Here is a 26,842-nt window from a genome sequence, read left to right as displayed (position 1 = left end):
CCCATGAATCATTGAAAAATTGATTCGGGAATCCTAAAAGCACGGCAAAATCAACGATCTGCCAAAGTAGTGCTAGGGCCTGTCCTCAATTAGGCGATTCACAAGAGGATAGCGGCGTGATTCATGGGGTGTCAGCTGATTCGGAGCTGACAGATGCGCCGCTACGCCCTTCGGGACGATCAATGGGACAGGATCAAGGATGTTCTGCCCGGCCGTGAAGGGCATGTGGGCGTCACCGCCAAGGACAATCGGCTGTTGTCGAGGCGGTGCTTTACCGTTATCGCGCCGGTATACCCTGGCGGGACCTGCCGGAACGTTTTGGCGACCCGATCAAGATCCACACGCGGTTTTCGCGCTGGGCCAAGAGCGGTGTCTGGAAGAAGATCTTTCGATTACGGTGACAGTGGTGCGCCAGGGGAAGCTGGTGCAGTCCTGCCGGTGGAGTCCGGCACAGGTAAGGGGCAGCGCCCGCCTGTTAGCGAGTGTAGCGTAGCCGTCGGCGACGGCGGGTACGAAGCATACACAGCGATCGTGATGTGGGATTGAGCCACGAAATATCGAAAGTCGCGGAGGCCGAGGCGGTCACTGTCGTCGAAGGCAAGATGTGCGGCACCGTTTTGCGAGGTGCTGACGCTCCGTCGGGGTCGAAGGCCACGTCACGCACGAAAGGATTGCATCGGAACCTGGGAGGTCCTGCGTCAGGCCAGCGACGGATGACGTGGCTGGTCCGCATCGGGAAGGCGAAGAGCCGAAGCCGATGATGCACGGAGGCGGGAAGTCGGACGCGGCCGTAGTAGCGTTGATCCGGCGAACGAAGCGGAGCGATCCGCGGAGGAGCGAAGGGCCGCGACCGAGGGGAATACGAACCAGCAAGGCACGGACCGGACGCAGAGACGGGCGAGCGTGACACCGGCGCTGGAGCGCATACGGCGAACTGCAAGGGAGAGGAAGAAGGAGAGGTTCACCGCGCTGCTCCATCACGTCAATGCCGATCTGCTTGCAACGGAGTTCTTTGAATTGAAGGAGCATGCCGCGGCGGGTGTGGACGGGGTGACGTGGCGGGACTACGAGCGCAACCTGAAGGCCAACCTTGAGGACCTGCATGCTCGTGTCCATCGGGGAGCGTATCGGCCGCAGCCGTCGCGACGGGTCTATATCCCGAAGCCTGACGGTGGGCGGCGACCGCTGGCGATTGCGGCTCTTGAGGACAAGATCGTCCAGCGGGCAGTGGCGAGAGTGCTCAACGCGATCTACGAGGAAGACTTCCTCGGGTTCTCGTACGGGTTCCGGCCCGGCCGCGGCGCCCATCATGCGATGGACGCGCTGGTGGTCGGGATTGGATGTCGCAAGGTGAACTTCATTGTGGACGCCGACATCCGCTCGTTCTTCGACACGGTCGACCAGCAATGGCTGATCCTTCGTTGAGCACCGGATCGGCGACCAGCGTATCATCCGCCTGATCCGCAAATGGCTCAAGGCGGGCGTCCTCGAAGAGGGGGTCGTCAGGGGTGGTGAACAGGGAACGGCGCAGGGGGCAGTGATCTCACCGCTGCTTGCCAACATCTACCTGCACTACGTCCTCGATCTGTGGGCCGAGCGTCATCGACGGCGCGAGGCCACGGGCGACATGATCATCGTGCGTTGCGCCGACGACTTCGTCGTTGGGTTCGAACGCGAACATGACGCCCGGTGCTTCCTCGACACGTTGCGCGAACGGCTGAAGGAGTTCGCGCTGTCACTGCATCCTGAGAAGACCCGACTGATCGAGTTCGGGCGCTTTGCGGCGAACAACCGCAAGCGGCGCGGGCTTGGCAAGCCGGAGACCTTCAACTTCCTCGGCTTCACTTTCATTTGCGGCAAGTCGCGGCAGGGCAAGTTCCTGATCAAGCGGAAATCCCGCCGCGATCGTATGCGGATGAAGTTGCAAGCCGTGAAGCAGGAGCTGCGACGGCGTATGCATCAGTCAGTCCCCGAACAGGGTAAATGGCTGAGGCGAGTCATCCGTGGCTACTTCAACTACCACGCCGTACCGACCAACAGGCGGGCGGTCGCAAACTTCCGGGAGTTCGAGGCTGGTGGCGGACGCTGAAGCGTCGCAGCCAGAGGCGCTCGCTTGGATGGGAGCAAATGAGGCAGCTCGCGGACGTGTGGCTCCCCAAACCGGAAATCCTGCATCCTTGGCCCAACCGGCGGTTCGCCGTCAGACACCCGAGGTAAGAGCCGTATGCGGGAAAACCGCACGTGCGGATCTGTGCGGGGGGGCGCGAGGCAACTCGCGTCCCTACCGCGACCACTCAGTGCACGCTCGACCTGATAGATCGCAAAATAGCTAGTTAAGTGCACTGTCACCGGCTGGCTATCGTGACTCCTTCGCTCGCGACAGCTCAAAATATTCGGAGATCGCCCAAGCTGAGAGCCCGAAACTAGCGACCGGGCGTCATGAAGCACGAAACGTTGTGGTTCGTCGTCCCGGCCCTTGGGGTAGTAATGCTGTTGATCGCAATCATCCTGCTCCTTGGCAGGTAAGCGGCCGTCCGCCGGCTACTTGAACGGATCCTGGATCGACGGTGAGGACTGCCGGACGCGGCGCACGCTCACCGGCGTGCCGTCGGAGACGAACAGCAGCTCGTACCTGCGGCCTTCGTTGTCGGTCGCCGTGCAGGTGATGTTCGAGACCTGCCGGGCGGCGAAATTGCCGGTCTGGCGGCAGACGCCGGTGGAGATCTGCTCGGCCGGCACCGGCAGGCCGTCGACCCTGGGCCGGTCCTTGGAATTGAGCAGCATGCGGTCGATCGGCAGCTCATAGGAATTGTCGTCGGCGCGCTTGCCGTTCTCGCCGGAGAACGAGACGACGTGGCTGTCATCAGTGGGGTCGTCGATCGCGACCGCGAAATTGACGCGGCCCTTGTCACCATGGGCGTAGGCCACCGTCTTGCAGGCGAACTCGCGCCCCGCGATCCGCAAGGTCTTGCATTGGCCCGACATCAGCGCCAGCAGGTCGATGAAGGAGTTTTGCGGCTCCGCCTGGTTGTTGACTCCTATGGGGGCGGAAGACCCGGCAAAACAAGGAGTTGCGAGAGCAATCAGGCTCGCGGCCAGAACCGGTCGGAAGCGGCGGCGCATCATGGGGCTCGCATGGCGCGTGGCGGAAACGGAAAAGTTCCGTGCCTCAACCATCCAGCCACCAATTGGTTGCGATCCCGTTTGTTGTGCGAAGCACATGCCCGTCTGGAATACCACCGCGCCACCCGCCGGCGATTCACGAAAACCGCCTCAACCCCGACCCGGCGCGCACTTGCCGCCAGGGCCATGTTTTTTTCGTGGCAAAGCTTGTCGCCGCCACCGCCCTCCGGCAGTGTCTCCGGAAATCTACGGGGAGGCTTCGCATGACCAAGGTCATCCCGAGCCGCGTCGCCGGCCGGATCGAAGGCGATTTCGTCGTGTTTCTGATCGGCATGCGCGTCAACAAGCCGTGGGCGCTCCACAAATGGCTGCCGGTCGCGCTCGCCATGCCGAGGATGATCAAGGAGCTGGAGAAGGCCTCAAGGGAGGTGGGCTTCCTCGGCCACACCGAGCTCGGCCTTCTCAACATGGTGCAGTATTGGCGGAGCTTTGATCATCTGGAGCGCTACGCCAGGGCGCACGACGCGCAGCACTGGCCGGCCTGGGTCGATTTCAACCGGCGGCTGAAGGACAGCCGCGGCGACGTCGGCATCTGGCACGAGACCTACCGGGTCCACGCCGGCGACTATGAAGCGATCTATAGCGGCATGCCCCCGTTCGGCCTCGGCAAGGCCGGCGCCCCCAGCGGCATCACCGACGCCAACGACAGCGCACGGCAGCGGCTCGGCGCTGCCTGATCGAAACTTCTCACTGGAGTGCAGTCTGCCAGCGCGCATCGCGCAGCGAGGGGCGGCGATGCAGGCGGGCATCGAGTAGGGCATGGGCCCGCGCGAGTTCGCCGCTGCGCATCAATGCGACGATAAAAGTGTCCTCTATAAGCTCGCGCTGGGCATGGCTGCCGCCGATCCGCACGACCTGGCTGAGAACCGGCGCAAGCTGGCGCACGCAGGCGGCATAATCCTCGTCGGCGAAGGCCGTGAACGCCCGGCAGATCGCGGGCACGACGGGGCCCGCAGGCAGCTTGCCGTCGGCCAGCCGCTGCTCGATGACGGCAAGACGCGCGGCAAGTGCTTCGCGATCCTGCGTGGCGGCCGCGAACAGCGCCATGTGGACGTCGGCAAAGGGGATGCTCGATTTCGGAAACAGCTTTTGCGCGGCGGCGTCGGCCTCGATCCAGAGCTCTTTCGGCACGGCGTGACCATAGGCCAACAGGCGCCACAACAGCGAGGCGCCGTCGGTGATCACGTTGAGCGGCGGCGCCTGTGTCATCGACGGTTGCAGCACGTCGGCATAGATCGCGAGCGCGCGCGCCGCATTGCGGTGCTCGAGCGCACCAAGCGCCTGGTGCCAGCGGATATGGCCGTGCAGGATTCCGGAACGGTCATAGCCGCCGATCCATTCGTCGACGAGGCGGTCCGCCTCGTCGATTGAGCCGTCCTCGAACATGGCATGCAGCACTGCGTGGGCGCCATGCGCATTTTTGCGCTTCAGGCCAAAGCCGCGCTCGGTGATCGCGCGGCCGCGCGTAACATCGCCGTTCTCGGTGATCGCCCAGCCGTAGAGCGTCAGGAACCACCAGTCCTCGCCATAGTGATGCGCGATGCTTGCGCAGAGATCCTGCCGCGCGCGGTCGTGATCGGCCATGCCGGAGAAGGCGAACAGGCCGAAGGCGCCGAGCGGCAGCGCCAGCACCACCGCATCGCGTGGCCAGGCCTCGATATGCTTCAAGGTCGCGGCCAGCGCTTCGGGCATCCGCCCTTCGACCGCGAGCGCCAGCGCCTCGACGTGCGAGCGTTCGCGCTCCGTGCCGCGCTTCGCCACCAGCTCGCGCGCCAGGCCCGCTTTCTTCCGCGCGAGCTCGCCCTGCTGATAGAACGAATGCACGCGTGCGCGCGCAATGTGCGCCAGCGCGAAATCAGGATCAGCCTCGGTCGCGCGCTCCAGCGCTTCCGCAGTGCCCGTCCAGCCTGCGAGCAAGAGGTCGATGCCCTCGCGATAGGAGGTCGCAGCCGCATCGGATGTGGTGGAGAGCGGAAGCCCGTAGCGGTCCTGATGCGCCATGCTCACTTCCTTATGCTGTTCGCGCGCGGCGGCCCTCGATCGGATAGGCCGGGTCATTGTAGCCCGGTGTCGAGGGATGGCCCGACGTCACCAGGGTGTCGATCAGCGCTTCGTCCTCTGCGGTGAAGCGATAGTCGAGCGCTCGGATGTAGTCGTCCCACTGCTCCTCGGTGCGCGGGCCGGCGATTACCGAGGTGACGCAGGCGGAGTTGAGCACCCAGGCGACGGCGAACTGGCCGGCGGTGATGCCCTTCTTCTCCGCGTGTTGCTTGATCTCCTGCGCGAGCTTGAGCGACTCGGGACGCCATTCCGTCTGCATCATGCGGGTGTCATTGCGGCCTGCACGCGTCTCCTTGTCGGGCGGCGCATCGGGGCGGTACTTGCCTGTCAGCACGCCGCGCGCCAGCGGGCTATAGGGCACGATGCCGAGGCCGTAATAGCCGCATGCCGGAAAATGCTCGACCTCCGGCATGCGGTTCATCGCGTTGTAATAAGGCTGGCTCACCACGGGCCGGTCGATGCCGAGCCGGTCGCAGATGTTGCAGATCTCGGCGACGCGCCAGGCGCGATAGTTCGAGACGCCGAAATAGCGCACCTTGCCGGCGCGGATCAGGTCTCCCATCGCGCGCACGGTCTCCTCGAGGGGTGTCGCATGGTCTTCCTTGTGTAGATAGTAGATGTCGATGACATCGGTGCCGAGGCGCTTCAGGCTTTCATCTGCCGCCTGCAACACCCAACGCCGCGACAGCCCGCTGCGATTGGGATCATCGCCCATGGGATTGGCGAGCTTTGTGGCGAGCACCCAGGCGTGACGGTTGTTGGCGATCGCGCGGCCGACCACCTCTTCCGAGCCGCCGTTGGAATAGGCGTCCGCGGTGTCGATGAAGTTGACGCCGGCCTCGCGCGCCTTCGCGATGATCTTTTCGGAATCGGCTTCATTGGTGGGGCCACCGAACATCATCGTGCCAAGGCAGATCGGCGACACTTTCAGGCCGCTGCGGCCGAGCTGGCGGTATTGCATGGGTCAATCCTCGATGCGTTTGTGGGTACCACCATAGCGATCTCACTCCGTCATTGCGAGCGCAGCGAAGCAATCCAGTATTGCCTCAATACGCGTGCTCTTTCAGTATCGTCGTCCTGGACAAGCGAGCGGAGCGAGCGCTGATCCAGGACCCATAACCCCAGGAAGTAGTTTGGCGGAGACTCGTGGTTACGAGCTCGCGCGACAATTGCGCCATGGGGTAATGGGTCCTGGCTTTCGCCAGGACGACGTCGGAGGACGTCTTGCAATGAGGCTACTCCGGCCCCTTCAAGATCTTGAACACCCCATTCGCCATCACGATGCAGCGGTCGTCGACGGTGACTTCGGTGCTCATGAAGATCAGGCTGCGGGTCGAACGCACCACGCGCGGGCGCGAGATCAGGATGTCGCCGACCTTGCCGGCCTCGACGAAATGCGTGTCGAGCTGCGCCGTCGCCATGTACTGCTTGCCGGTGGCATAGCGCGCGGTCATGCCGCAGGTGCGATCGGCGAAGGTCATCGTCACGCCGCCCTGCACCATGCCGCGGCGATTGTGATGCTTGTCCTGCGTGATCAGCGCGTATTCGTATCGGCCGTCGACCTGGCGCTCCCACAACGGACCGATCAGGTGCATGAAGCCGGTGGTTTCGACAACGGTCCAGCCGTCGTGCTTGAGTCTCGCGGCGGCCTTGTCGATCATGTCCGGGTCCGTCTGTGAAAGCGGGCATCTGCGCCTCATTTCATCAAGCGCGCTCCTGGTGTAGTCAAGCATCATGAGACCGTTCGACGATGCCACACGGCGGAATATCGCCGGCGCCTGCGCGGCGTTTGCGCGCCTGCCCGATGATGGCGAGCCGCCGGCGCTGAAGCGCGCCGCGGTTGCCATTGCGCTTGCCGCGGCAGGCGAGGGGCGCGACACGGCGCTGCTGCTGACCTTGCGTGCATCTCACCTGCGCGCTCATCGCGGGCAATGGGCCTTGCCCGGCGGGCGCTGCGATGACGGTGAAACGCCGGTCGAGGCGGCGCTGCGCGAGCTCGACGAGGAACTTGGATTGAGGCTTAGCGCGGACGCGGTGCTCGGCCTCCTGGACGACTACCCGACCCGCTCCGGCTATCTGATCACGCCCGTCGTGGTCTGGGCCGCGAGCGGCACGACACTGGTGCCGAACCCGCAGGAGGTCGCCTCCGTGCACCCGATTGCACTTGCTACGATCGAGCGCGAGAACGCTTTCGACTTCGTCGCCATCCCCGAAAGCGCGCGGCGTGTGATCCGCTTCCATCACGAGGAGAGCCTGATCCATGCCCCGACTGCGGCGCTGATCTATCAGTTCCGCGAGGTGCTGGCGGGGCGCGCAACCCGCGTTGCCGAGCTGGAACAGCCGGTGTTCGCCTGGAAATGACCTTAGACGTAAACGGGTTTTAACCTGACAGTCACGCGATGCTTGCTACAACGGTGCCATGCATCACCAACCGATTCGGCGCGCCCTGACGCTTGCACCGCTCGCGCTCGTCCTGCTCGTGCCGCCCGCGCTTGCGCGCGACTCGTCTGCACTGCCACCCGCCGTCAGCAACGCGATGGCGCAGGTATCGCCCCAGGCCATCCTCGAATATCGCCGGCGCCTCCAGGAATATCAGGAGGCGCGCGCGGCTTTCGACGCGGAGGCTGGCGCCTATTGGGGCGCGATCTCCGAGAAACGCCGCACCCGCAATGCCAAGCGGCGCGGCGGGCAGCAGATCACGCTCGACGACTACGTGCTGGAGCAGCCGCCGCTCTATACCGGGCCGAAGCGGCCGGTGAATCCGGAGCCCACCGAGGAGCCGGAGCCGCGCCCGCGCAAGCCGATCCCCGTCGTCGCCGATCTCTTGCGCGCGGCGCAGGATCTCTACCAGTTCACGCCGCAGCGGCCGGCGACCGAGGTCGAGTTCAAGCGCGCCTACGCCCGCTATTCACTCGCTTTCGGGCTGACGCGCGAGCAGGCGGTGCGGGTCTATTCGTTCGAGACCGGCGGCACCGGCAATCACGACGTGCAAGCGGGAATTGAACATGGCGGCAAGCGCGCGATCTCGACGGCGATGGGCTACAATCAGTTGCTGACCACCAACAGCGTCGAGCTGCTCGCCGAGCAGGGCCACGAGTTGATCCGCGCGCTTTCCGAGAAGACCGCACAGAGCTCGGGCGCCGCGCGCAAAACGCTCGAGCACAAGCTCGCCGTGTTGAAGAAGATGGTGGCGCAGGCGAAGTCGGTGCCCGACACCTGGTCGGAGCATGAGAAGATCGGCGACACCGCACAGGGCTGGGCGATGCACGCCATGGTGCTCGACATCGACGTCGGGCCGATGCTGCAGACCCACAAGCTGCTCACCTCGGTGCTGTTCGCGCGCGCCAAGGGGTACACCCGCCCGCTCACCGCCGCCGAGCTCGAGATGATGAATCTCACCGGCGACGGCACCGGACTCGACATGGTGACGATGCCGCAAGCCATGCGCGTGCAGGTGCCGACCTCGAACTTCTTCCAGCGCAGCGGCTATGAACGCAACCCGGTCGCGATTCGTCACAACACGGTGGCGAAGCTGCTGGCGGTGACGGATGCGCGGATGGACAGCAACAGCAACAATGCTGGGGCAAAGGAGCTGGCGGGGGCGTTTTAGAAGGTGGCCGTCATGCCCCGCGAAGCGAAGGCGGGGCATCCAGTACGCCGCGGCCTCTCCGTATCCCATCGCTGTCTCTGGAATACTGGATCACCCGCTTTCGCGGGTGATGACACCGACTGAATGGCGCCGCTCCGCCGCCCCCTTATTGATCCGGACCGAACTTGAACCGCCCGTCGCCCTCGAGGTACGGGCCGGTGCGCATGTAGAGCTGGCCGTTCTGGCCGATGAAGAACAGCGTGCCCCGCGGCACCTTCTTGGCGCCCTTCAGGAGGTCGCCGGCATTGCTGGTGCCCATCTTGTAGGAGAATGTCTTGCCTTCCTTGTCATAGGCATAGCCCATGTCGGGCTTCAGCTCCCACGGCGTCGCGGCGGTCTGCGCGACGGCCGGCGCGGCGAGCGCCCCGAGCATCGCCGCGGCCATCAAGGCCTTCGTTGGAAATCCAGTCATCCTCATCCTCCCCGTAACTTCTTGGTTGCCGTTCCGAACAAATCACGAACGGTCTTTGCCGGTCAATACGCGCCTCGGTCGCAACGCACGTCCCGTCAGGCGGGTCGTCGTGCCCAATCACATCCCGACCAGCAGTTTGTGATTTTCCCTTCGCCCTCTCGCGACTATGTTCCGCTTTCCGTCTAGAACGCAATTCGACAAAGAGATTGGGTAGGGATGATTCCAATGAACCATGTCATAAAAATTTGCTTGTCCGCCGCCTTGCTGGTGACGCTCGCGCCCGTCGCCCATGCCGATGACTACCAGCTCAGCCACAACCAGCGGATCTCCTGCAGCCGCGGCCTTGCCCCTGGCAAGCTGAACACCGCGACCTGCAAGTCCTACACCTATCTCTTCAACACCAAGACCTCGGAATATTTCCGTTGCCAGGTCTCGCTGGCGCTGACCCGCGACAACAAGGAAGTCATCAACGTGCAGACCGACGGCGGCTGCACCAAGAAGCCGCGCATCTTCGAGACCGACGGCCACTACGATTTCGATGCGACCGAGACCGAGCCGCCGAATACCAATTCGTTCTTCGGCCCCGGCGGCTATTCGGTGTGGGCCGCAGACGTGACCACGCAGAAGGTGCGCGGCTGCATCATCATTTCCTCCGGCCTCGGCTCCGACATTTCCAAATGCCTGGACATGACGTTCCAGTGAGGGGGCGCTCCCTCCCCCGCTTGCGGGCGCTTGCGGGGGAGGCATAGGCGGCCTTTGGCCGCCGTTCTCAGGAAAACGCCGATGCGAAGCATCGGCTATGGGAGAGGGTGTCTCCGCAATTGAGAACCCGAGAGGACAGAGTCCTCACCCGCGCCTTCGGCATAGCCGAGGCGCTTTGCCTCCGCGTCTCTAAGAGGACGGCCGCCGAAGGCGGCCTATGCTCTCCCGCAAGCGGGAGAGGTGACCGAGACCGCGGCTCAGTCGATCCGACTCGAAGCTGAAGTGCGCCACGTCGCCGCACCCGCCGAGCTCCCTGAAAATCAGGCATAACGGCTGTTTCGTGCAGCCCTGTTTTGCCTTTTGGATGGGTTGACCCGCACCCCCCATCCGGCCAATTTCGCCGCCGGTTTGGGGAGATGAAAATCATGAAATTGAAGTTGATCGGCGCAGCCTCGGCTCTTGCTCTGGCGGCGTCGGTGCCCTTGTCAGTCTCTTGTGCGCAGGCACAATCGTTCATCAACGTGCTGACGGGCGGCACCTCCGGCGTCTACTATCCGCTCGGCGTCGCGATCGGGAAAATCTACAGCGACAAGATTCCGAACGTGAAGACGCAGGTGCAGGCCACCAAGGCGTCGGTTGAGAATCTCATCCTCCTGCAGCAGGGCCGCGGTGAACTGGCGTTCACGCTCGGCGACTCCCTGAAGGCTGCCTGGGATGGCGAGGAGGAGGCGGGCTTCAAGAACAAGCTCGACAAGCTCCGCACCATCGGCGCGATCTATCCGAACTACATCCAGATCGTCGCGACTGCCGAGAGCGGCATCAAGACCCTCGCCGACCTCAAGGGGAAGAGCCTTTCGGTCGGGGCGCCGAAATCCGGCACCGAGCTCAACTCGCGCGCGATCCTGGCCGCCGCCGGTATGAGCTACAAGGATCTCGGCAAGGTGGAATATCTGCCGTTCGCCGAATCCGTCGACCTCATGAAGAACCGCCAGCTCAACGCGACGCTGCAATCGGCGGGCCTCGGCGTTGCCTCGCTGAAGGACCTCTCGACCTCGAGCCCGATCACGGTCGTCGCCGTGCCGAAGGAGACCGTCGACAAGATCGGCCCGCCCTTCATCTCGGCCGTGATCCCCGCCAACACCTATACCGGTCAGGACAAGGACGTGCCCACGGCGGCGGTCGTGAACTATCTCGTGACGAGCGCGGCGGTCTCGGATGATCTCGCCTATCAGATGACCAAGCTGATCTACGAGTCGCTGCCCGAGCTTGCGAACGCGCATGTCGCCGGCAAGGAGATCAGGCTCGAGACGGCGGCGACCGGCAGCCCGGTCCCACTGCACCCCGGCGCGATCCGCTATTACAGGGAAAAGGGACTGATCAAGTAGCGCGACTTTCTCCGTAGTCATTCCGGGGCGGCTCGAAGAGCCGAGCTATGGTGCGCAGTTGCGCACCTGAGAATCTCGAGATTCCGGGCTCGATGCTCCGGGCCGCGCTTTGCGGTCCCGTCGCATCGCCCCGGAATGACGGAGCAAAGCGCATGACGTATTCAGGACGCAGCGCAAATGCTGTAAGAACGCCCCCATCGGGGCGCGGGGAAACGGGCATGTTGCAGGCGGAGGGCGCACAGGCGCCCATCAAGGTCGAATTCGACAATTTCGAGCATGGCTTTCCGGAAGGATTCGGACCGGGCTGGTGGGGTCATCTCGCCTACTGGATCGGCATCGCGTTTGCGGCCTTCCAGCTCTACGTCGCCGCCTTCAACTATCTGCCAAGCCAGGTGGTGCGCGGCGTCCATGTCGGCTTCCTCGTGCTGCTCACCTTCGGCCTGATCGGCAACTTCACGGCCCGAAGCGATGCCGGCCGCGCGATCGGATGGCTGATCGGCGGCGCCGGATTTTTGTGCGGCCTCTATCAATGGATCTTCTACGCCGATCTGATCGCGCGCGACGGCGATCCGACGCAGGTCGATCTCGCCGTCGGTACGCTGCTCGCGGTGCTGATCTTCGAGGGCACGCGGCGCCTGATGGGCGCGGCGCTGCCTTTGATGTGCGGCGCGTGCCTCGCCTACTGGTTCTTCGGCCAGTACCTGCCGTCGCCGCTCAACCATCGCGGTTATGACTTCGACCAGATCGTCACGCATCTGTCCTTCGGCACCGAAGGTTTCTACGGCGTGCCGATCTACGTCTCGGCGACCTACATTTTCCTGTTCATCCTGTTCGGCTCGTTCCTGGAGCGCGCCGGCATGATTCAGCTCTTCACCGACGTCTCGCTCGGCCTGTTCGGCCGCACCCGTGGCGGCCCTGCCAAGGTCGCGGTGTTCGCCTCGGGCATGATGGGCACGATCTCGGGCTCGGGCGTTGCCAATGTCGTGACAGTCGGCCAGTTCACGATTCCCCTGATGATCAAGTTCGGCTACCGCCGCGCCTTTGCCGCCGGCGTCGAGGCCACCGCTTCGATGGGCGGGCAGATCATGCCGCCGGTGATGGGCGCGGTGGCCTTCATCATGGCGGAGACGCTAGGGGTCCAGTACTCGGAAATCGTGAAGGCGGCTGCGATTCCTGCGGTGCTCTATTTCGCTTCCGCCTTCTGGATGGTGCATCTGGAAGCCGGCAAGCACGGGCTCACCGGCATGAAACGCGGGGAAATCCCGAGCGCCTGGAAAGCGCTGGTGACGCGCTGGTACCTCGTGCTGCCGCTTGCGGCGCTCGTCTACATGCTGTTCGAAGGCTTTACGCCGCTCTATGCCGGCAGCATGGGCCTTGCGCTGACGGTGACGCTGATCCTGGGGGCCAGCATCACGGCGGGGGCATCGGCCATGGTGATCCGCTACATCTTCTGGATCGGGCTTGCGCTCGTCGTCGCCGCACTGTCGCGCGACGGCCTTCAGATCGTGCCGGTGTCATGTGTCGTCGCCGGGTTGATCGTGATCACCGCCTTCGTCCGCGGCGGGCTTGCCGCTTTGCGCGCCTGCCGCGATGCGCTGGCCGAAAGCGCGAAATCCGCCATCACGGTCGGCATGGCCTGCGCCATCGTCGGCGTCATCATCGGCATGATGTCGCAGACCGGCGTCGGCACAATCTTCGGCGGCTGGGTGATCGGGCTCGGCGAGAAGAGCCTATTCCTGGCGCTGATCATGACCATGCTGCTGTCGATCCTGCTCGGCACCGGCATTCCCACGATCCCGACCTACATCATCACCGCCGCGCTCGCCGCACCCGCGCTGGCAAAGTTAGGGGTGCCCCTGATCGCGAGCCACATGTTCGCGTTCTACTACGGCATCATGGCCGACCTCTCGCCGCCGGTCGCGCTCGCCGCACTCGCCGCCGCGCCGATCGCCAAGGAGAATCCGGACAAGATCGGCTGGGAGGCGATGCGCATCGCGCTCGCCGGTTACGTCATCCCCTTCATCTTCGTCTACTCGCCGGCGTTGATGCTGCAGGCGGGCGATCCGATGGCCGCAAAGCTCGGCTTCTATGGCGCGGTGGCGCTCGCGACCTTCAAGGCGCTGGCGGCGATCGGCCTGTTCGGCATGGTCGCGATCGGCTTCCTGTTCACGCGGCTCAGCTTGCTCGAACGCGCGCTCGCGCTCGGCGCCGCGCTCTGCCTGCTTGGCGACTTCCCGCTCAGTGACACCATCGGCTTCGTGCTGATGGCCGCGATCGTGCTCTGGCAATGGCGGCAGCGCCCGCCGGCAACGGTCGAGGCGGTGTGAGCCTCTGCCTCGCCTCGGCCGGAAGCGTGAAGGCGCTGGCGCTCGCAGCCTTCACGCTTGTCTGGACGCATTCGATCGAGAAGATCGACTGGCAGGAAGACTGGCGCGTCACGCCGGAGGGCCTCGAGCTCGTGCAGGCGCGAGTCAAAGGCTCCGGCGCCGGCATGGAGCCGCCGCCCGAGGCGCGCCTCACTGACGGCTGGTTCCAGTGGCGACCCGCGCGCCCACCCATGCGTGAGGTGATGCTCGGCAATTCCGGCGTCGCCGGGGAGTGGCGGTTGTGCAGCGAAGGAAAATGCCGGACGTTGTCGGAGATCATCGGCCACGCCGTCGGTACTGATGTCACCCGCATGAGCGTCTGCGAAGAACAACAGAAGTAAGGGAGAAACGCGATGGATCGGCTCAAGGGCAAGGTCGCGATGGTAGTCGGCGCCGGCTCGATCGGACCGGGCTGGGGCAACGGCAAGGCGACAGCGGTGACCTTTGCGCGTGAGGGCGCGTCGGTGTTTTGCGTCGATCGCAGCGGCACTGCGGCCGAGGAGACCGCGAAGATCATCACAAGCGAGGGCGGCAAGGCGGCCGCTTTCACCGCCGATGTGTCGCGCGCGAGCGACATTGAGGTCATGGTCGCAGTGTGCCTGAAAGCCTATGGCCGCATCGACGTGCTCGACAACAATGTCGGCATCGCCGAGATGGGCAGCGTGGTCGAGGTGACCGAGGAGAGCTGGGATCGCGTCTTCACCGTCAACCTCAAGAGCGCCTACCTCGCCATGAAGCAGGTGATCCCCGTGATGACAAAGCAGGGCGGCGGCTCGATCATCAACATCTCCTCGATCGCCTCGATCCGCCACATGGGCCTCTCCTACGTCAGCTACGGCACCTCGAAGGCTGCGATGAACATGATGACGCGCACCACGGCGGTCGAGTTCGCGCGCCACCATGTCCGCGTCAACGCGATCCTGCCCGGCCTGATGAAGACGCCGATGGTCGAACATTCCGCAGGTCTCGCTGCCAGCTACGCCAAGGGCGACGTGGAGGCGATGTGGCGCGCCCGCGACGCCCAGGTGCCGATGGGCCACATGGGCGACGCCTGGGACGTCGCCAACGCCGCGCTGTTTTTGGCCTCCGACGAGTCGAAATACGTGACGGGTATCGAGCTCATCGTCGACGGCGGCATCACGTGTAAATCAGGGGCGTGATCGCCAGCCACACCCTCCTCTGTCGTCCCGGATCTGCGCTTCGCTTGTCTGGGACGACGACTGAGCATCATCCCCCCGCGCTCAGCTCGGCACGATCCAGCTCTTCCTCGAGCTTGTGAAACGCGTCGTCGCCGATGACCTCTGTGGCACGCAGGTCGAAGATGGTCTTGCGGGCGGCGTCGATGGCGCGGCGGCGCAGGGGATCGGCGGGCAGCTCGCCGCTGGCGACGCCGCCATTGGGATCGTTCTCGGCCTGCATCAGCAGCGCCCGGTATTCCAGCCGCAGGATCTCGGCCTCTTCCGACGGATCCGCATCGATCTCGTCGAGCGCGGCCTGATAGGCGAGCGCGCGTCCGCGAGCGACCTCGCCCGCGACGGGATCATCGTCCTTGAGGTCGAACGCCAGGATCAGCGGCCGTAGCGTCAGGCCCTGGATCACCAGTGATCCCAGCACGACGGCGAAGGCTATGAACAGGATGAAGTCGCGATAGGGGAAATTCTCCGGCAGCGCAAAGGCGGTGGCGAGCGTCACCAGCCCTCGCATGCCGCACCAGGATACGATGATGCCGCCCTTGGGCGAGGTCACTGCATTCGGGTCCGTCGGGCAATAGATGCCGTACGCGACGAGGATGCGCAGGATCGTGCGGTAGGTCATCACCCAGGCGAGCCGCACCAGGATCACCGTGAGCAGGATCCACGCTGCCGCCACGCAATACTCCCAGCGCACATCCTCTGCGAGGCGCGACCAGATCGGCTGAACCTGCAATCCGATCAGTATGAAGGCGAGCACGTTGAGCACGAACACGGTCGTCTCCCACACCGCGTAGGACGGCACCCGCAACCGCGCCGGCATGCGCGCCGGCGCCATGCGCGCGACGGCCATGGCGTAGACGACGATGGTCAGGATACCGGAGAGGCCGAGATGCTCGGCGCCGATCCAGATCATGAAGGTCGTAGCGAATTGCACGATGATCGCGCTCGGCGCTTCCGTGATCCGCGTGATGAACAGCGGCATGATGCGCGCCGCGAGATAGCCGGCGATGACGCTGCCGCCGAGCGCGAGCGCGATTGTCGGCGCGATCTCGCTCCACTTCAGGTGCTCCATCACGACCGCGCCGACCGCGATGCGATAGATCAGCAGCGCGCTCGCATCATTCAGCAGACTCTCGCCTTCGAGGACCTTGACCATGCGATAAGGCAGGCGGACTTGACGCAGGATGGCGACCGCGGCAGCCGCATCCGGCGGCGCGACGATCGCGCCGAGCGCGACCGCGGCGGCCCAGGGCATATCGGGGACCAACCGATGCGTCACCAGTGCGACACCGGCCGTGGTCAAGCCGACCGCGGCGACCACAAGCGTCGAGACCGGAACCCAGTTGTTGCGGAGATCGCGCAACGAGGTGTCATAGGCGGCATCCAGTAGCACCGGTGCTACAAAAAGCGCCAAGGCGAGATCGGGCTGGAGCGTCCAGGAGGGGCTCGCGGGCACGAAAGCGAGCAGCGCGCCGCCGATGGCGAGAAAGGTCGGGTAGGGGACCTTGATCCGCCGCGCCAGCGCCGATAAGGCAACGGCGCCGAGCAGAAGTGCGATGATCCATTCGAAGGTCGACACGAGATATCCCCAAACCGTCAGCGGTACGATGCTAGCATCAATCCGGCTGTATAGTGGAGAGCGCCTCCACGACGCGAGAATTTCCGACTGCAACGATGATGCGCCGATCCATTCTGATTCCGAGCCTCTGCACCGCCATGATCCTGTGCGTGCTGCCGGCCCATCAAGGCCGGGCCGCGACCGGCGGCGAGCCGGCCGCAGTCGCGCAGATCGACATCGCGCCGTGCCTCGCCGCGACGGCGGCGGATGACGTCGAGAAGGCAATGTCCGCCTGCGGTGACGTGATCGACAACGAGAAGACCGCCAAGCCCGATCTCGTCAAGGCGCTGGTCGCGCGCGGCGCGCTGCTTGCGCGGCACGACCAGATCGATCGCGCCATCGCCGATTACAGCCGCGCGCTATTGCTCGATCCATCGCTCGCCGACATCTTCAACGCGCGCGGCGAGCTCTGGCTGAAGAAGGGCGATCGGCCCAAGGCGGTGCAGGATTTTGGTGCGGCCTTGCGGATCAATCCCAATCACGAGAAGGCCAGGGCCAACCACAAGGCGATGGCGCAGGAGCTCGAGCGTCTGGGCGCGCAGATGGCGATCGCCGGCAAGCCGAGCTTCAACTGCGCACGCGCCCGCCGCGCCGTGGAGAAGGCGATCTGCGGCAGTCCCGAGCTTGCCGATCTCGACCGCGAGATCTTTGCCGCCAGCGCGCGCGTCACGCGCGAGGCCCGTAGTCCCGCGGAAGCCAAGACCCTCCAGCGCGAGCAGGACGATTTCATCGCCCGCCGCAACGCCGAATTTGGCCGGCCCGGGTATGATTTGAAGAAGGCGATGAAGGACCGCTTGCAGCGGCTGAACGGCGTGGATGGGTACTGAACTGCTTCGGCGCGGGAGGTGCGCTCCCTCTCCCGCATGCGGGAGAGGGTTGGGGTGAGGGTGTCTCCACAGAGAGAGATTCCCTGAGGGGAGAGAGCCCCCACCCGGCGCTTCGCGCCGACCTCCCCCGCAAGCGGGAGAGGTGCACCGAGCGTGTGGCGCCGTCTTGAACCTGTCTCCGCGCGACTGCGACAACGGAGAAAGCCGTCGTCTCGGAGCCATCGCCATGTGCGGTCCGCATCATTGCCCGCAACTTTCGTTCCTTGCCAGAACCTCGCTGCTTGGCGCCAGCCTTGCGGTCGGCCTCACTCTTGCTGCAGGCCCCGCCGCGGCCGGCGGAACGCCCGTCGATTGCGTGCTCGGCAGCAAGGAATCCATTCCGCGGCTCATTGCGGCCTGCACCACGATCATCGACCAGACCGCGAATGCGGCGACCGACCGCGCCGCGGCGCTGGTGGTGCGCGCCGATGCCAACGCGAAAACCTCCGGCGGCTCGGCGGACGCCCTGAAGGATCTCGATCGCGCGATCGCGCTCGATGGCAGGAACGCGCGCGCCTTTCGCCTGCGCGGCGATCTCCTGCGCGAGGCCGGCGGCGATCTCGGCCGCGCCGCGGCCGACCTCGGCAAGGCAATCGAGCTCGATCCGCAGGATGCGGAAGCCTACGAGCTGCGCGGCATCGTCTACACCAACCAGCGCCGGCTCGACCGGGCGCTTGCGGACTATGACCAGGCGATCAAGCTGAAGCCGGACTATGCGCAAGCCTGGTCCGACCGCGGCGCGACCTGGTATCTCCGCGGCGACCATGAGAAGGCGATCCGGGATCTCAGCGAGGCGCTGCGGCTCGATCCGAACCACGCGCGCAGCTACACCAACCGCGGCGCCGCCTACAAGAAGCTCGGCCAGCTCGACAAGGCCATTGCCGACGACAGCGAGGCGATCCGGCTCGATCCCACGGAGGCGGAATTCTACGATAATCGTGGCCTGTCCTACGCGGAGAAGGGCGAGTACGACAAGGCGATCGCCGACTACGACCAGGCGCTCAAGCTGGAGCATCGGCCGAACTTCTTCACCAATCGCGGCGACTCCTATCAGTTCAAGGGCGAGCTCGGTGCTGCGCTCGGCGACTATGATGCCGCGCTCAAGCTCGATCCGAGCTTTGCCCTCACCTACAACAACCGCGCCGTGCTCTACGGCAAGATGGGCGAGCGGAAGAAGGCGCTGGCCGATTACGAGACGGCGCTGCGGCTCGATCCCGGCAACGAGAATGCGGCCGATGGCCGCCGCACCATGATTGCCGAGATCGCCAAGTTCGGTGCTCAACCGTCGCGCCCACTGCATGCGCGGTCCGCCGACGATAGCGGCCCGTCGTTCGATTGCGCCACCGCAAAGCGCGAGGTCGAGAAGGTGATCTGCGCCGATCCGCAGCTCGGCGTACTCGACCGCCAGATCGCCGACACCTATGCGCGCGTGCTGAAGTCATCTAACGGCCGCACCGCCTCCGACCTCCGCCGCACCCAGCGCGATTTCCTGAGTGCCCGCAACACTGGCTTCGGGCGGCCGGGCTACGACCTGAAGAAGGCCATGCAGGAGCGTTTGCAGCGACTGAACGGGTTGGAGAGCTGAGGCCCCTTTCCACCTCTCCCCGCCTGCGGGAAAAGGCCGGATCGCATCGCAGATGCAATCCGGGTGAGGGGGAACCTCCGCGAGTTCAGCTATCTCTGTTTTTGCGGACGCAGTCCCTCGCCCCAACCCTCTTCCCGTAAGAACGGGGAGAGGGAGTGCAGCACCGCCGGGGCGCGCCCAAGGCGGAATGTCCGCCGAAAGCCCATCCTTTTCAGCTTGAACCGCAGCCCGTTCCCGGGAAAATACCCCCAAACAGCGCGGGCAATTGACCCTGATCATGGCGGAACAGCGTTTTCGCCGTCAGGTCAAAGCCAGCGAATAAGAGGAAACGGGAGCCGGGTATGAACGTCCAGGGAAGCCTCGAAGGAAAGAGCCGATATCACGAGGTCCATGCGCGCTCGCTGGCCGACCCCGGGAGCTTCTGGGCCGAGGCCGCGCAGGAGATCGACTGGATCGAGCCTGCGAAGAAGGTTTTCGACCCCGCCCAGGGCACCTATGGCCGCTGGTTCGCAGGCGCCGTCGTCAACACCTGCTACAACGCGCTCGATCGCCACGTCGAACGCGGCCGGGCCGACCAGCTCGCGCTGATCCACGATTCCCCGCTTACGGGCAGCGTCACGAGATTTACCTATGCCGAGCTCCTGAAAGAGGCGCAGGCACTCGGCGCGATCATGCAGGATTTCGGCGTCGCCAAAGGCGACCGCGTCCTCCTCTACATGCCGATGGTGCCGGAGGCCGTGGTCGCCATGCTCGCCTGCGCGCGCATCGGCGCGGTGCACTCGGTGGTGTTCGGCGGCTTTGCCGCCAAGGAGCTCGCCACCCGCATCGACGACGCAGAGCCAAAGCTGATCCTCTCCGCAAGCTGCGGCATCGAGCCGGGCCGCATCGTGCAGTACAAGCCGCTGCTCGATGAGGCGATCAAGCTGGCGACGGCGAAGCCAAAAGCCTGCATCATCCTGCAACGTCCGCAGCATATATGCGAGCTGACACCGAGCCGCGACTATGACTGGGCGAGCCTGCGCCGCAAGGCGCTGAACGACGGCAAGCGCGCGCCTTGCGTGCCGGTCGCGGCCACCGATCCGCTCTACATCCTCTACACGTCGGGCACGACCGGCATCCCCAAGGGCGTGGTGCGCGACAACGGCGGGCATCTCGTCGCAATCAAATGGTCGATGTTCAACCTCTACGGCGTCAAGCCGGGCGAGGTCTGGTGGTGCGGCTCCGACATCGGCTGGGTGGTCGGCCACAGCTACATCGTCTACGGCCCGCTGATTCATGGCGCGACCACGGTCATGTATGAAGGCAAGCCGGTCGGCACGCCTGACGCGGGCGCGTTCTGGCGCGTGATATCAGAGCACGAGGCGGTGGCGCTGTTCACCGCGCCGACCGCCTTCCGCGCGATCCGCAAAGAGGATCCGGACGGAAAATTCATCCGGCAATACGACCTGTCGAAATTCCGCACCCTGTTCCTCGCCGGCGAGCGCGCCGATCCGCCGACGGTGGAATGGGCGGAAGCGCAGTTGAAGGTGCCTGTCATCGACCACTGGTGGCAGACCGAGACCGGCTGGTGCATCGCCGGCAATCCGGTGGGCCTCGGTCAGCTGCCGGTGAAGCACGGCTCGCCGACCGTGCCGATGCCGGGCTATCAGGTCGATGTGGTGGATGAAGCTGCGAAGCCCGTCGGCGCCAACACCATGGGGTCGATCGTCATCAAGCTGCCGATGCCGCCGGGCTGCCTGCCGACGTTGTGGAATCAGGACGCGCGTTTCAAGGAAGCCTATCTCACCGAATTCCCCGGCTACTACAAAACCTCCGACGCCGGCTACAAGGACGAGGACGGTTATGTCTGGGTCATGGGCCGCACCGACGACATCATCAACGTCGCCGGCCATCGTCTGTCGACCGGTGGCATGGAGGAGATCCTCGCCTCGCATCCTGATGTCGCCGAATGCGCCGTGCTCGGGATCAAGGACGCAATCAAGGGCGAGGTGCCCTGCGGCTTCTTGGTGCTGAAGGCCGGCGTCAAGCGCGCGCCAGCCGAGATCGAGAAGGAGATCATCGCGCTGGTGCGCGATAAGCTCGGCCCGGTCGCGGCCTTCAAGCTCGCCATCACCGTCGGCCGCCTGCCCAAGACGCGCTCCGGAAAAATCCTGCGCGGCACCATCAAGAAGATTGCCGACGGCGAGTCATGGACCATGCCGGCCACCATCGAGGATCCCAAGGTGCTGGATGAAATCGGGGATGCCTTGAAGGGAAGAGTGTGAGGCGAAACGCATCCTGCGAGCGTGACGGGACGCCATCGCTTCGGCCTCCGCTGTCATTCCCCGCGAAAGCGGGGAATCCAGTACGCCGCGCCCTCTCCGCATCTCTCGGGGTCTCTGGAATACTGGATGCCCCGCCTTCGCGGGCATGCGAAAGCACGTCGGGAGACTTACATTTTCCTCATTCCGCGCTACAGAGTGCCTGGCAAATCGAGGACCCCTTATGCCCATCACGACTGCGTCGCGCTTTCTCACAGCTGCTCTGCTTGCGCTGGCCCTGTCCGCCTGCGCTGCGCGCAACCAGGCGCCGGTGGCGATGGGCAACGACGATGACGACGCCGCCTGCCAGAGCCGCGGCTATGCGCAGGGCTCGCCCGAATACGTCGCTTGCCGCAAGGACCGCGATGTCCAGCGCAGCGCCGCGACTGCCCGCGCCGATCGCCGCCAGCGCGATCTCGGCGAGTACATGCTCAACCATCCGGAGCGGCCGTAAGCCGGCCCGGTCAACGGAGGCCGTCATGAACGAGGACCAGTTCAACACGTCCTTGCGTAAATTCCTCAAGCAAGTCGGCGTCACCTCGCAACGCGAGATCGAGAAGGCCGTGCGCGATGCGATCGCGGGCGGCAAGATCAAGGGGCATGAGAAGCTGAAGGCGAAGATGGTGCTGACCATCGACAGCGTCGGACTCGTCCACGAGGTCGACGACACGATCGAGCTGGGTTGACGAAGTATTTCAGGCTTTGTTCACGGCATTTGCAAGACGCGCCAGATCGGGGGACGCGCCGGGGCCGGCCGCCAGTCCACGCGTTGAGCCGATCGCAATCAAGAGCGGCACGAGCCAGCATAGCCAGGCCGCAGAGGCGTAAGCCGGTGCGAAAGGCCACATCAGTTGCACCGCTGCCGTGGTCGCCAGCCGCAGCCAGATTGCGCCCGACGTCACGGCCGCCATGGCCAACATGCAGCGCGCATGGCGCCGGAAATCCCTGGCCCTGAGCGCGAGAAGACCGGCAACCGTCAGCGCAATCCAGACCGTCCCCTGGGCGATAAAACCGGCGCGCGCCATCGCGTTCGCCTCGCTCGCCATCGCGACGGGAAGGGATGTAAAGCCGCCGATCAGCACGCACCCTGCCGCGATACGGCCGAGCGGACGGTGCCACGCCGGATATCGCCGCAGCAGGATCACGAGGGTAACGATCATGAGCGCCGCGCCCGATGCGATCATGTGCAGCGAAAAGATTATCGGGAGGCGTTGAAGCACGACGAATAACGGGTAGGGCAGGCGCAGCACGCCGAGGCCCGATGCCACCGCCGCAAGCCCGATCGGCAATGTCAGCAAGCCGATTGCAATCGTGATTGTAATGCCGGGACGCCTCATCGGTCGGATTGAGCTTCCGTGGAACGTTGCTCACCGCTGCGGCTTTGTCGCGGCGCTTGCGCGTGAACCCGCCTCGTCGAGAGCACGACACAAATGGATCACTCTGGAAGGCATACACCATGACCGTCACGTTCCTGACACGCTTTCGCGACTTCATCCTGGCGGGCGGTGGACGTCGCCATAGGCCGATGTTCGCGCGATGGGCTGCTGCGATCGCGCTCCCGTTTGTCGTTGCAAACGCCGCGTCGGTTTGCTTCGCCGGCAAGGCACATGCCGAGTCCGACCTTTCCGCCCTCGCGCTTGGGGGCCGCTGGGTCGACGAGATGCCCGGCGACAAGCTCGTTCTCGACATCTCATCCTGTGGAGAGGGTTGGTGCGGCGTCAACGTAGTGGAGGGGATGTGCGGCGCCACGGTCTTGCGGGTGAAGCAGTCCAAGGAAGGACCGGAATTTGTCAGCCTGAGCGGCAAGCTCGAACTGGCGCCTGGAGCGCAGCCCTACTTTGTCCGGGCTCGCGTCTTCCGCACCAACGACGCGCCGCGCCTGCAAATCCTGGGTGATAGTCGCGCCGACTTCAGCGTCATGCGCCGCTCGTATCCGTTCGTTTCCAATATGGCCCGCAGTGGCGACGCGCTGTGCCGTCCGGATGCGAAGACATCGTGATGCTTTCGCCGTTGAACCGGTGAAAGCCAACCGCCGGGAAGGCCGTACCGTGCTCCTCAGAATGAGGGGCCGCGCGATCCGCTGTGCCCAAAAAACAAAAACGCGGCGGATGGCCCCGCCGCGTCCGAATCGATTTCGACGTTCAGCCGAGGAGCTGCAACCTACTCCTCTTCCTCCTGCTTCTTGCCGCCGAGCGTCTTCAGCTTGGCGAACACGGCGTCGACGTTGAGGTCGTCGCTGCTCTTCTCCGCCGGCTCGTATTCGTCCTTCTTCGTGGTCTCGGAGGCCGGCAGCAGGGTGGCGCCGCCATAGGCTGCGTCGATCGGCTTTTCCTTGGCTGCGCGCGCCACCTCGAAATCGAGCTCGATCTGCGAGCAGAGGCCGAGGGTGACGGGGTCGATCGGCGTCAGCCCGGCGGTGTTCCAGTGGGTGCGGTCACGCACGCTCGCGATCGTGCTCTTGGTCGTGCCGACCAGGCGCATGATCTGGGCGTCCTTCAGCTCGGCATGGTTACGCAGCAGCCAGAGGATGGCGCTCGGGCGCTCGTGGCGACGCGAGACCGGGGTGTAGCGCGGCCCCTTGCGCTTGGGCTGGGGCGGCAGCACCACCTTGCTCTCCTGGAGGCGGAGCCGGTAGTCGGGGTTTCTCTCGCCCTTCTCAATCTCCTCGCGGGTCAACTGGCCGTTGGAGAGGGGGTCCATGCCCTTGATGCCCTGGGCGGCGTCGCCGTCGGCGATCGCGCGCACCTCCAGGGGGTGCATTTTGGTGAAATCGGCGACCTGATCGAAGGTCAGCGCCGTGTTGTCGAGCAGCCAGACGGCGGTCGCCTTGGGCATCAGAGGTGCGTTGCTCATGGGCAAATCTCCTTTGTGCTTCGCCCACCTCTTTGGAGGCGAAACCGGGGGGTCATCAGCGATGACGGGAATTAACCCCTATATAAGCCGTGAGGGGCCATTCACGCAATGGTTCTGCTATAGATAGTGCCTTGACAGCGCCCGAAAGGGGGCCCAAGTCCCTAGCAGTCCGTGCCAAGCCCTATTTCATCAATCGACCGGTCCCGGCCCAATGGCCGTTGGGTGATTCGGTCCCGAGATCGCTTCATGTCAGCCAAACCAGACCTCAAGATCGTGCTTTGTTCTCCCCGCGGCTTTTGCGCGGGGGTGGTGCGGGCCATCGACACCGTGGAGCGGGCGCTCACCATGTATGGCGCCCCGGTCTATGTTCGTCATGAGATTGTGCACAATAAATATGTCGTGGATGGATTGAAGAAGAAGGGCGCGATCTTCGTCGAGGAGCTGGCTGAGATCCCGGAAAATACCACCGCTCCCGTGGTGTTTTCGGCCCATGGCGTGCCGAAGTCAGTTCCGGCCGACGCGCAGTCCCGCAACCTGTTCTCGCTGGATGCGACCTGCCCGCTGGTGACCAAGGTGCACCGCGAGGCCGCGATTCACTTCAAGCGTGGCCGCGAGATCTTCCTGATCGGTCATTCCCATCATCCCGAGGTGGTCGGCACCCTCGGCCAGCTGCCGGTCGGTGCCGTGACCCTGATCGAGACCGCCGAGGACGCCAAGACAATCGCCCCGAAGGATCCGAACAACCTCGCCTTCGTGACCCAGACCACGCTGTCGATCGACGACACCGCGGAGATCGTGGCGCTCCTGAAGGAGCGCTTCCCGAACATCAACGGGCCGCACAAGGAAGACATCTGCTACGCCACCACCAACCGCCAGCTCGCGGTGAAGAAGGTGGCCCCTGTGGTCGATGCGCTGATCGTGGTCGGCGCGCCGAACTCGTCGAACTCGCAGCGCCTGCGCGAGGTCGCCGAGCGTGAGGGCTGCAAGATCGCCGTGTTGGCCCAGCGGGCGAGCGACATCGACTGGGACAAGTTCGGCGACATCACGAGCCTCGGCATCACCGCGGGTGCCTCGGCGCCGGAGGTGATCGTCGAGGAGATCATGGACGCCTTTGCCGAGCGCTACGCGCTGCATGTGGAGACGGTATCGGCCGCGGAAGAGAACGAGTTCTTCCCGCTGCCGCGCTCGCTGCGCCCCGAAGCTGCTGCCGAGTAGTCTTGTATGGCGGTCTACACCGACGTCGCCGCCGACGAGCTTGCGGATTACCTGAGCCAATACGATCTCGGCGAGTTGCTCTCCTACAAGGGCATCGCCGAGGGCGTCGAGAACTCCAACTTCCTGCTGCACACGAGCAAGGGCTCGTTCATCCTCACGCTCTACGAGAAGCGCGTGGCGAAGAACGACCTGCCGTTCTTCCTCGCGCTGATGACGCATCTGGCCGAGCACGGCATCAATTGTCCGCTGCCGGTGAAGGCGAAGGACGGCGAGGCGCTGCACGAGCTTGCGGGACGGCCGGCGGCGATCATCACCTTTCTCGAAGGCATCTGGCCGCGCAAGCCGAACGCTGCGCATTGCGCCGGCGTCGGCGAGGCGCTGGCGAAGATGCATCTGGCCGGCGCCAATTTTGCGATCAAGCGCGCCAACGCGCTCTCGGTGTCCGGCTGGCGGCCGCTGTTCGACCAGGCTGCCGCCCGCGCCGACGAGGTGCAGCCAGGCCTGCGTGCGTTCCTCGGAGCCGAGCTCGACCATCTCTCGAGCGGTGTCTGGCCGACCAAACTGCCCGAGGGCGTGATCCACGCCGATCTGTTCAACGACAACGTCTTCTTCCTCGGCGACAAGCTCTCCGGGATCATCGACTTCACCTTCGCCTGCAACGACATGTTCGCCTATGACGTTGCGATCTGTCTCAACGCCTGGTGCTTCGAGCCGGATCATTCCTTCAACGTCACCAAGGCGCGCGCCTTCCTCAATGCCTATGGTCGCGTGCGAAAGTTGACTGAGGCGGAGGAAGCCGCGCTGCCGCTGCTGGCGCGGGGTGCGGCGATCCGCTTCCTGCTGACGCGGCTGGTCGACTGGCTCAACGTGCCGCCCGGCGCGCTGGTGCGTCCCAAGGACCCGGTCGAATACGTCCGCAAGCTCCGCTTCCACCAGAGCGTTTCGAGCGTGCGCGACTATGGCCTCTTGCCGTCAGGACTGGTCGCGTGAGCGAGCTGCCCAATGTCACGATCTTCACGGACGGCGCGTGCTCGGGAAATCCCGGGCCCGGCGGCTGGGGCGCGATTCTGAGGTTCGGCGACAAGGAGAAAGAGCTGAACGGCGGCGAACGCCACACCACCAACAATCAGATGGAGCTGATGGCGGCGATCTCGGCGCTCGAAGCGCTGAAGAAGCCCTGCACCGTCGATCTCTACACCGACAGCCAATATGTCCGGCAGGGCATCACCGGCTGGATCCATGGCTGGAAGCGCAACGGCTGGCGCACCGCCGACAAGAAGCCGGTGAAGAATGTCGAGCTATGGCAGCGCCTCGACGCTGCGCTGAAAGCGCATGAGGTGCGCTGGCACTGGGTCAAGGGCCACGCCGGCCACCCCGAAAACGAGCGCGCCGATCAGTTGGCGCGCGACGGGATCGCGAAGGCAAGGTTGCAGCAGAGGGTCGGGGAGTAGGCG

At 64.7% G+C, this 26,842-nt stretch carries 27 protein-coding genes and 1 pseudogene; 20 read left to right on the top strand and 8 right to left on the bottom strand.

Annotation, left to right across the window (positions count from 1 at the left end):
- Positions 1–153 precede the first annotated feature (153 nt).
- The 3 genes and pseudogenes from Q2941_RS29755 to Q2941_RS29745 all read left to right on the top strand — a co-directional run.
- Positions 154–392, top strand: a pseudogene (locus tag Q2941_RS29755) (transposase); the annotation flags it as partial.
- A 511-nt stretch (positions 393–903) separates the two neighbouring features.
- Complete coding sequence (locus Q2941_RS29750; RefSeq protein ID WP_458194593.1) at positions 904–1,425, top strand: reverse transcriptase domain-containing protein; 522 nt, start codon at positions 904–906, stop codon at positions 1,423–1,425.
- A 7-nt stretch (positions 1,426–1,432) separates the two neighbouring features.
- On the top strand, positions 1,433–2,089 hold the full coding sequence (locus Q2941_RS29745; protein ID WP_458194596.1) for a reverse transcriptase domain-containing protein: 657 nt from the start codon (positions 1,433–1,435) through the stop codon (positions 2,087–2,089).
- 452 nt (positions 2,090–2,541) lie between these two features.
- Here Q2941_RS29745 and Q2941_RS29740 read toward each other — a convergent pair whose 3' ends face one another.
- Complete coding sequence (locus tag Q2941_RS29740; RefSeq protein WP_027520678.1) at positions 2,542–3,123, bottom strand: hypothetical protein; 582 nt, start codon at positions 3,121–3,123, stop codon at positions 2,542–2,544.
- Positions 3,124–3,386: 263 nt separating this feature from the next.
- On the opposite strand from Q2941_RS29740, the gene Q2941_RS29735 reads away from it, so the two are divergent.
- Positions 3,387–3,860, top strand: a complete 474-nt coding sequence (locus tag Q2941_RS29735) for a DUF4188 domain-containing protein (RefSeq protein ID WP_458194592.1) — start codon at positions 3,387–3,389, stop codon at positions 3,858–3,860.
- 10 nt (positions 3,861–3,870) lie between these two features.
- On the opposite strand, the gene Q2941_RS29730 is transcribed toward Q2941_RS29735, so the two are convergent.
- The 3 genes from Q2941_RS29730 to Q2941_RS29720 form a co-directional block, all read right to left on the bottom strand.
- On the bottom strand, positions 3,871–5,184 hold the full coding sequence (locus Q2941_RS29730; protein WP_458194591.1) for a tetratricopeptide repeat protein: 1,314 nt from the start codon (positions 5,182–5,184) through the stop codon (positions 3,871–3,873).
- Between the two features lie 10 nt (positions 5,185–5,194).
- Positions 5,195–6,205 (bottom strand): aldo/keto reductase, encoded by a 1,011-nt coding sequence (locus tag Q2941_RS29725; RefSeq protein WP_458194590.1) that lies wholly within the window; start codon positions 6,203–6,205, stop codon positions 5,195–5,197.
- 274 nt (positions 6,206–6,479) lie between these two features.
- Positions 6,480–6,905 carry a PaaI family thioesterase gene (locus tag Q2941_RS29720; RefSeq protein WP_458194589.1) on the bottom strand — a complete coding sequence of 142 codons (426 nt, stop codon included), beginning with the start codon at positions 6,903–6,905 and terminating at the stop codon, positions 6,480–6,482.
- Positions 6,906–6,975: 70 nt separating this feature from the next.
- Between Q2941_RS29720 and Q2941_RS29715 the strand changes: the two genes are divergently transcribed.
- Positions 6,976–7,605, top strand: a complete 630-nt coding sequence (locus Q2941_RS29715) for an NUDIX hydrolase (protein ID WP_458194595.1) — start codon at positions 6,976–6,978, stop codon at positions 7,603–7,605.
- Between the two features lie 58 nt (positions 7,606–7,663).
- Positions 7,664–8,854, top strand: coding sequence for a hypothetical protein (locus Q2941_RS29710; protein ID WP_458194588.1), 1,191 nt, complete (start codon positions 7,664–7,666; stop codon positions 8,852–8,854).
- Positions 8,855–8,999: 145 nt separating this feature from the next.
- Here Q2941_RS29710 and Q2941_RS29705 read toward each other — a convergent pair whose 3' ends face one another.
- Positions 9,000–9,305 carry a hypothetical protein gene (locus Q2941_RS29705; protein WP_027520672.1) on the bottom strand — a complete coding sequence of 102 codons (306 nt, stop codon included), beginning with the start codon at positions 9,303–9,305 and terminating at the stop codon, positions 9,000–9,002.
- A gap of 225 nt (positions 9,306–9,530) precedes the next feature.
- Between Q2941_RS29705 and Q2941_RS29700 the strand changes: the two genes are divergently transcribed.
- From Q2941_RS29700 to Q2941_RS29680, 5 genes are all read left to right on the top strand, one after another.
- Positions 9,531–10,007: a hypothetical protein gene (locus Q2941_RS29700; protein ID WP_027520671.1), complete on the top strand. Its 477-nt coding sequence runs from the start codon at positions 9,531–9,533 to the stop codon at positions 10,005–10,007.
- Between the two features lie 425 nt (positions 10,008–10,432).
- Positions 10,433–11,392: a TAXI family TRAP transporter solute-binding subunit gene (locus tag Q2941_RS29695; RefSeq protein ID WP_458194587.1), complete on the top strand. Its 960-nt coding sequence runs from the start codon at positions 10,433–10,435 to the stop codon at positions 11,390–11,392.
- 218 nt (positions 11,393–11,610) lie between these two features.
- Entirely contained in the window at positions 11,611–13,719 is a 2,109-nt protein-coding gene (locus tag Q2941_RS29690) for a TRAP transporter permease (RefSeq protein ID WP_458194586.1), read from the top strand.
- Positions 13,680–14,099 (top strand): DUF1850 domain-containing protein, encoded by a 420-nt coding sequence (locus tag Q2941_RS29685; RefSeq protein WP_254110199.1) that lies wholly within the window; start codon positions 13,680–13,682, stop codon positions 14,097–14,099. Before Q2941_RS29690 ends, Q2941_RS29685 begins: the two co-directional genes overlap by 40 nt.
- 12 nt (positions 14,100–14,111) lie before the next feature.
- The gene (locus tag Q2941_RS29680) at positions 14,112–14,918 is read left to right on the top strand and encodes an SDR family NAD(P)-dependent oxidoreductase (RefSeq protein ID WP_458194585.1); all 807 of its coding nucleotides are present in this window, start codon (positions 14,112–14,114) and stop codon (positions 14,916–14,918) included.
- A gap of 67 nt (positions 14,919–14,985) precedes the next feature.
- On the opposite strand, the gene Q2941_RS29675 is transcribed toward Q2941_RS29680, so the two are convergent.
- A complete protein-coding gene (locus Q2941_RS29675) occupies positions 14,986–16,530 on the bottom strand; it encodes a cation:proton antiporter (protein ID WP_027520665.1) in 1,545 nt (514 codons plus the stop codon).
- Between the two features lie 137 nt (positions 16,531–16,667).
- Between Q2941_RS29675 and Q2941_RS29670 the strand changes: the two genes are divergently transcribed.
- The 5 genes from Q2941_RS29670 (at position 16,668) to Q2941_RS29650 (ending at position 22,006) form a co-directional block, all read left to right on the top strand.
- Positions 16,668–17,396: a hypothetical protein gene (locus Q2941_RS29670; protein ID WP_458194594.1), complete on the top strand. Its 729-nt coding sequence runs from the start codon at positions 16,668–16,670 to the stop codon at positions 17,394–17,396.
- 226 nt (positions 17,397–17,622) lie between these two features.
- On the top strand, positions 17,623–19,020 hold the full coding sequence (locus Q2941_RS29665) for a tetratricopeptide repeat protein (RefSeq protein ID WP_458194584.1): 1,398 nt from the start codon (positions 17,623–17,625) through the stop codon (positions 19,018–19,020).
- A 341-nt stretch (positions 19,021–19,361) separates the two neighbouring features.
- Positions 19,362–21,284 carry a propionyl-CoA synthetase gene (locus tag Q2941_RS29660; RefSeq protein WP_458194583.1) on the top strand — a complete coding sequence of 641 codons (1,923 nt, stop codon included), beginning with the start codon at positions 19,362–19,364 and terminating at the stop codon, positions 21,282–21,284.
- 220 nt (positions 21,285–21,504) lie between these two features.
- Entirely contained in the window at positions 21,505–21,774 is a 270-nt protein-coding gene (locus Q2941_RS29655) for a hypothetical protein (protein ID WP_458194582.1), read from the top strand.
- A 25-nt stretch (positions 21,775–21,799) separates the two neighbouring features.
- Positions 21,800–22,006: a DUF6494 family protein gene (locus tag Q2941_RS29650; RefSeq protein ID WP_027520660.1), complete on the top strand. Its 207-nt coding sequence runs from the start codon at positions 21,800–21,802 to the stop codon at positions 22,004–22,006.
- 9 nt (positions 22,007–22,015) lie between these two features.
- Here the strand turns inward: Q2941_RS29650 and Q2941_RS29645 are convergent, their stop codons facing one another.
- Entirely contained in the window at positions 22,016–22,657 is a 642-nt protein-coding gene (locus Q2941_RS29645; RefSeq protein ID WP_254110203.1) for a DUF2306 domain-containing protein, read from the bottom strand.
- Positions 22,658–22,776: 119 nt separating this feature from the next.
- Between Q2941_RS29645 and Q2941_RS29640 the strand changes: the two genes are divergently transcribed.
- Complete coding sequence (locus tag Q2941_RS29640; protein WP_458194581.1) at positions 22,777–23,319, top strand: hypothetical protein; 543 nt, start codon at positions 22,777–22,779, stop codon at positions 23,317–23,319.
- A 161-nt stretch (positions 23,320–23,480) separates the two neighbouring features.
- On the opposite strand, the gene Q2941_RS29635 is transcribed toward Q2941_RS29640, so the two are convergent.
- The gene (locus tag Q2941_RS29635; RefSeq protein ID WP_027520658.1) at positions 23,481–24,173 is read right to left on the bottom strand and encodes a DUF1013 domain-containing protein; all 693 of its coding nucleotides are present in this window, start codon (positions 24,171–24,173) and stop codon (positions 23,481–23,483) included.
- Positions 24,174–24,419: 246 nt separating this feature from the next.
- On the opposite strand from Q2941_RS29635, the gene ispH reads away from it, so the two are divergent.
- From ispH to rnhA, 3 genes are read left to right on the top strand one after another with little or no spacing between them, the layout of a single operon-like run.
- Complete coding sequence (ispH, locus tag Q2941_RS29630) at positions 24,420–25,388, top strand: 4-hydroxy-3-methylbut-2-enyl diphosphate reductase (RefSeq protein WP_027520657.1); 969 nt, start codon at positions 24,420–24,422, stop codon at positions 25,386–25,388.
- Between the two features lie 6 nt (positions 25,389–25,394).
- Positions 25,395–26,378 carry a homoserine kinase gene (locus Q2941_RS29625; RefSeq protein WP_458194580.1) on the top strand — a complete coding sequence of 328 codons (984 nt, stop codon included), beginning with the start codon at positions 25,395–25,397 and terminating at the stop codon, positions 26,376–26,378.
- On the top strand, positions 26,375–26,839 hold the full coding sequence (gene rnhA, locus Q2941_RS29620) for a ribonuclease HI (RefSeq protein WP_027520655.1): 465 nt from the start codon (positions 26,375–26,377) through the stop codon (positions 26,837–26,839). The genes Q2941_RS29625 and rnhA overlap by 4 nt, the downstream gene beginning before the upstream one ends.
- Positions 26,840–26,842 lie beyond the last annotated feature (3 nt).

The organism is Bradyrhizobium sp. UFLA05-153 (genome assembly GCF_054185185.1).
The sequence above is the reverse complement of the archived record's forward strand: the minus strand, read 5'-3'. Positions and strand labels throughout refer to the sequence as shown.